General features: G+C 70.2%; 7 protein-coding genes. 2 read left to right on the top strand and 5 right to left on the bottom strand.

The window, feature by feature from the left end:
- On the top strand, positions 1-586 hold a 586-nt coding region (locus VFV67_RS10045; RefSeq protein ID WP_326469013.1), incomplete at its 5' end, for a type I glyceraldehyde-3-phosphate dehydrogenase.
- 62 nt (positions 587-648) lie between these two features.
- On the opposite strand, the gene VFV67_RS10040 is transcribed toward VFV67_RS10045, so the two are convergent.
- Positions 649-1,320: a CBS domain-containing protein gene (locus VFV67_RS10040; RefSeq protein ID WP_326469012.1), complete on the bottom strand. Its 672-nt coding sequence runs from the start codon at positions 1,318-1,320 to the stop codon at positions 649-651.
- 452 nt (positions 1,321-1,772) lie between these two features.
- Between VFV67_RS10040 and VFV67_RS10035 the strand changes: the two genes are divergently transcribed.
- Positions 1,773-2,621, top strand: a complete 849-nt coding sequence (locus VFV67_RS10035) for a Vms1/Ankzf1 family peptidyl-tRNA hydrolase (protein ID WP_326469008.1) — start codon at positions 1,773-1,775, stop codon at positions 2,619-2,621.
- A gap of 10 nt (positions 2,622-2,631) precedes the next feature.
- Here the strand turns inward: VFV67_RS10035 and VFV67_RS10030 are convergent, their stop codons facing one another.
- From VFV67_RS10030 to VFV67_RS10015, 4 genes are all read right to left on the bottom strand, one after another.
- A complete protein-coding gene (locus tag VFV67_RS10030) occupies positions 2,632-2,826 on the bottom strand; it encodes a DUF7455 domain-containing protein (protein ID WP_326469007.1) in 195 nt (64 codons plus the stop codon).
- A 144-nt stretch (positions 2,827-2,970) separates the two neighbouring features.
- Positions 2,971-3,225, bottom strand: a complete 255-nt coding sequence (locus VFV67_RS10025) for a hypothetical protein (protein ID WP_326469006.1) — start codon at positions 3,223-3,225, stop codon at positions 2,971-2,973.
- Positions 3,226-3,241: 16 nt separating this feature from the next.
- The gene (locus VFV67_RS10020; RefSeq protein ID WP_326469004.1) at positions 3,242-3,841 is read right to left on the bottom strand and encodes an HPP family protein; all 600 of its coding nucleotides are present in this window, start codon (positions 3,839-3,841) and stop codon (positions 3,242-3,244) included.
- Between the two features lie 19 nt (positions 3,842-3,860).
- A complete protein-coding gene (locus VFV67_RS10015) occupies positions 3,861-4,091 on the bottom strand; it encodes a universal stress protein (protein ID WP_326469003.1) in 231 nt (76 codons plus the stop codon).
- Between the last annotated feature and the right edge of the window lie 180 nt (positions 4,092-4,271).

The raw sequence follows: 4,271 nt of genomic DNA, 5'->3' as shown, positions 1-4,271 counted from the left end.
CCGCCCGGAGCAGCACCACATCGTGTCCAACGCCTCGTGCACGACCAACTGCCTGGCTCCGATGGTCGACGTGCTGCACCGCACCTTCGGGGTCCGGCGGGGCCTGATGACCACCATCCACAGCTACACCAACGACCAGTCGCTGCTCGACGGCCCGCACAAGGACCTGCGCCGGGCCCGCTCCGCGGCGGTCAACATGATCCCCACCTCCACCGGCGCGGCCACCGCGGTCGGCCTCGTGCTGCCCGAACTGGCCGGCCGGCTGCACGGCGTCGCGGTGCGCGTGCCGGTCGAGGACGGCTCACTCACCGACCTCACCGTCGAGCTGGACACCTCCGGCACCGTCACCGAGATCAACCGGGCGTTCGCCGAGGCGGCCGCCGGCCGGCTCAAGGACATCCTTCGCTACACCGAGGATCCGATCGTCTCCCGGGACATCATCGGCGATCCGGCCTCGTGCGTCGTCGACGCCTCGCTGACCACCGCGGATCACAACCTGGCCAAGGTGTTCGGCTGGTACGACAACGAATGGGGCTACGCCAACCGCACCCTCGACTTGGTCGCCATGATGGCCAGCACTCTCTGAGGTGGTTACCGCGAAGGCCGCCGCCGCGACCGTTGGTCGCGGCGGCGGCCTTGTCACCTGTTCTACAGGCCGGCGCCGGTGGTGTCGTCGACGACGTAGCTCAGGTTGTTGTGCACGGCGACCACGCCGACCACGGCGCCGGTGAGACGTTCGGCGACCTGCACCGCGGTGCGGTGTTCCAGCTTTCCTTCCAGGGTGGCCACCCCGTCGCTCACCTGGACGGTGACCGTGCCGGGAACGACCCACATGCCCTTGCGCAGTACCAGTTCCTCGATGTCGTCCTGGATGGCCGCGTCCTCGCGCAGGAACGTCGCGAGCACATCGTGCCGGGCCACCACCCCGATCACGACGCCGTCCGGATCGACCACGAACAGCCGGCGCACCCGCTTGTCAGCCAGCTGCCGGGCGGCGCGGGTGACCGGTTCCTCCGCGCCGATCGTGATCACCGGGGAGGTCATCACCTCGGCGGCGGTCGTTCCGAGCGCCTTGCGGCTCCGGGCCCGGCGCCGCGGCCGCGACCACCACGCCGCACCGTCGTTGCCGCCGTGGAACTCCTGCTTGGCCATGGCATCGGCCTCGGACACGACACCCAGCGGGTGGCCGGTCTCGTCGACCACCGGCACGGCGCTGATCTTCTTGCCGGCCAGCAGGGCGACCACGTCCTTGAACGAAGTCTCCGGCCGCACGGTGATCACGTTGGTAGTCATCATCGAGGAAACCTTCGGATCTTCCATCACAGCCTCCTTCGCCCCTTATCGGGCCGTCTACGTTCAGCCAACCGGCCCGCGGGTCGCGGCGGCAGAGAACCATTTCCCGCCCGGCATGGACCAAAGACCCGGGCCGGGGCCGAAAGTCCCGTCCAGGTAAGGCCAACGGCGGTGCCCGGCCGACCGGCGGCGGCCGAGGATTGACGGCACGAAGGAGGGAGCACGATGACTACCACAGCGATTTCCCTGCCGGACAGCCAGATCATCCTCGACATCACGCGGCACGCCGGCGGCGTCGCCTCGGTCTTCCTGGGGTACCCGGCCGCGCCGATCGACCCGGCCGCACGGTGGCACGCCCTGACCGGACAGCTGGCGCGGCGGATGCCGCCGTCGGCGCGGTCGAACACGCACTACGCACGGCGCCGGCATCCGTCGACGGGCTGGCGGTGTTCGCCACTGTCAATGGCGAACCGACCGTCTTGCACACCCCAGGCCTGGCCGGGCCAGACCGGGCCGAGTGGGGCCCGGTGGCCCGCCTCGCCCCGGTGCTGGCCTGGTTGCGGAATCGGCCGCCGTTCGTACTGGTGGTCACCGATCGCACCGGCGCGGATCTCTACACCAACGCGGGCGGTGGCCAGGCGCCGCGGACCACGTCGGTGCTCGGGCCGGACGACGAGATCGAGCGCAACGCACCCGGTGGCTGGGCCCAGTCCCGCTACCAGAACCGCGCCGAGGATTCCTGGCGGCACAACGCCGGCGCGGTCGCCGACGCCTGCGAACAGGCCTTGCGCACCAGCGGCGCGAAGCTACTGGTGATCTCCGGTGATGTCCGCGCCGTGCAACTGCTCGAGGAGCGGCTGCCCGCCTGGGTTCGCGGCGAGGCGACCATCCAGCACATCACCGGCGGCCGCGGCCCGGACGGCTCCCAACCGCACCGGACGGACGTGGTCGCCGAAGTGATCCGGTCCGTGGCTGGGGCCTGGACAGCCGAGCTGCTGTCCCGGTTCGCCGAGCAGCTCGCCCCACGCGGGTTGGCCGTGGACGGCGAACTGGCCACGCTGGAAGCCATGGCCGAAGGCCGGGTCGCCGACCTGCTCGTCGCCCCCGACCCGAACGACACCCGAACCGCGTGGTTCGGAACCGATCCCCGGCAAATCCTTCCTGTCACCCAGAACCCGCCGGAATCCTGGCACCGACACGACCGCGGACCACTAGCGGATCTCGCGATCCGCGCCGCCCTGCTCACCGGCGCCCAGGTGCACATCCTCGACCCGCACACAGCACATGCTCCGGCCGAGGGTATCGGCGCGCTCTGCCGGTTCCACTAACGACAAAGGATCAGACAGGTCCGTTGTGCTCAAACCACAAGGCGGCCCCAGCGAGCGCCGCCCAGTGTTGGCGGACGTGGTGGTCGCAGAACTGCAACTGGCCCTCGAACAAGCCGACCCGAACCTGGGCGCGTGCGCAGCAGCGGTCGCAGCGGTCGGTGGCGGTGAACAGGCCGAGCGTGTGTTGAACGGTGACGGTGGTCATGGCTGGCTCCTTGGGTTCGACCCCCGGGTTCGAACTTTTGTTGCGTCCAGCCTGCCGCAACGGTCGTGCCGGCCACACGGCCATTCGCACCCGGTTCATGGGTCGCCCGGGCCCCTTTCAACCGGGTCGAAGGTCCCTGCCCAGCTATCGGATGGCGTCGGTCACGTCGGCCAGCAGTGTGGTGGCGAGATCCCGTTCGACCGGCGACGCGTGCCGTGGGGCAGGCATCTGTTCATCATGGACAGTGACGGGTGGTTGCCTTCCTTCCGCCGCGGTGAGACCCAGCATGTCGAGGAGTTCGGCGAGTTCGGCGGCGTCGCGGGCCGCACCGGCGACCACCCGGACCGCGTGATGCCGTTGCCAGCGCGGCGATTCGGAGCGATTCGGGGCGGTCGCCATCGTGGTCTCCCGTCCTTCACTCGCCGGGACCGGACACCGCGGCCCGAACGACACCGGGAACGGCTTCGGCGAGCACGACGGCCACGTGGTCATCGGTGGCGTCGTGGTACTCGTCGGCGACGGTGACCACACCGTCGTGCACCTGGACGGTCCAGCGGCCGGAGCCGCCGTAGATCTCCAGCCGGTGCCGGACGTCCCGAGCGATGTCGGTGTCCGAGCGGGCGAGGACACGCAGCAGGTCGCGGCGGGTGATGATGCCGACCAGGCGGGCACCGTCGACGATGGGCATGCTGCGGTGCCGGGCTTTGAGCAGGGCCGCGGTCAGCTCGGTGAGGTCAGCGCCGGGGCCCGCGGCGACCGCGGGCGAGCTCATCACCTCGGCGACGGTGCCGCTGGTGGCCCGTGGTGTGGTGTGCCGCGCGCGGACTCGGGGGTCGGGCGGGATGCGCTGGTGGATCAGGTCGGCTTCGGTGACGATGCCGACCAGCGCCTCATCGTCGTCGACCACGGGCAGTGCGGTGAAGCCGCGGGCGGCCAGCAGGGCGGCGGCCGCCTTGACGGTGGTGTCCGGCCGGACTGTCACCACGGGAGTGGTCATGATGTCGCGGGCACGCATGGCGGTTCTCCTTTCCGCGTCAGGTGGTGCGGGCGGCTTCGGTGGCCTGCCACAACCACTGCCGGCACCGGTCGACGAGGGCGTCGGTAGGCCCGGACGCATCCACGTATCCCGGCGGCACCACGGTGCACACGTGCACCAACCGCAACGGCGCGGCGCGCAGTTCGGCTTCCCCGGCCGCCCACCGCACGGCGTGCAGCGCGGAGTCCGACCCGTCCACGCCAACGACGATCGGCGTTGTCGCAGTCATGGCGCGCTCCTTTCCAACCAGACAGGTCTGCACTGCCTAGCCTCGCCGTCAACCCAGCGCCACGGCAGCGACGAAGGCCCCGCCGTCTGGGGACTTTCGACTCCAGATCACACCGATCGGGTGAAGCGAGACTTGCGGTAGTCGAAAGGAGAAACCAATGAGCATCAAGGAAAACCCCAC

The sequence above is a fragment of the Actinophytocola sp. genome, from assembly GCF_035762905.1.
In the GTDB taxonomy this organism is placed as follows: Bacteria; Actinomycetota; Actinomycetes; order Mycobacteriales; family Pseudonocardiaceae; genus DASYTH01.
Note: the sequence above shows the minus strand (reverse complement) of the source record. Positions and strands in the feature narration are given on the sequence as shown.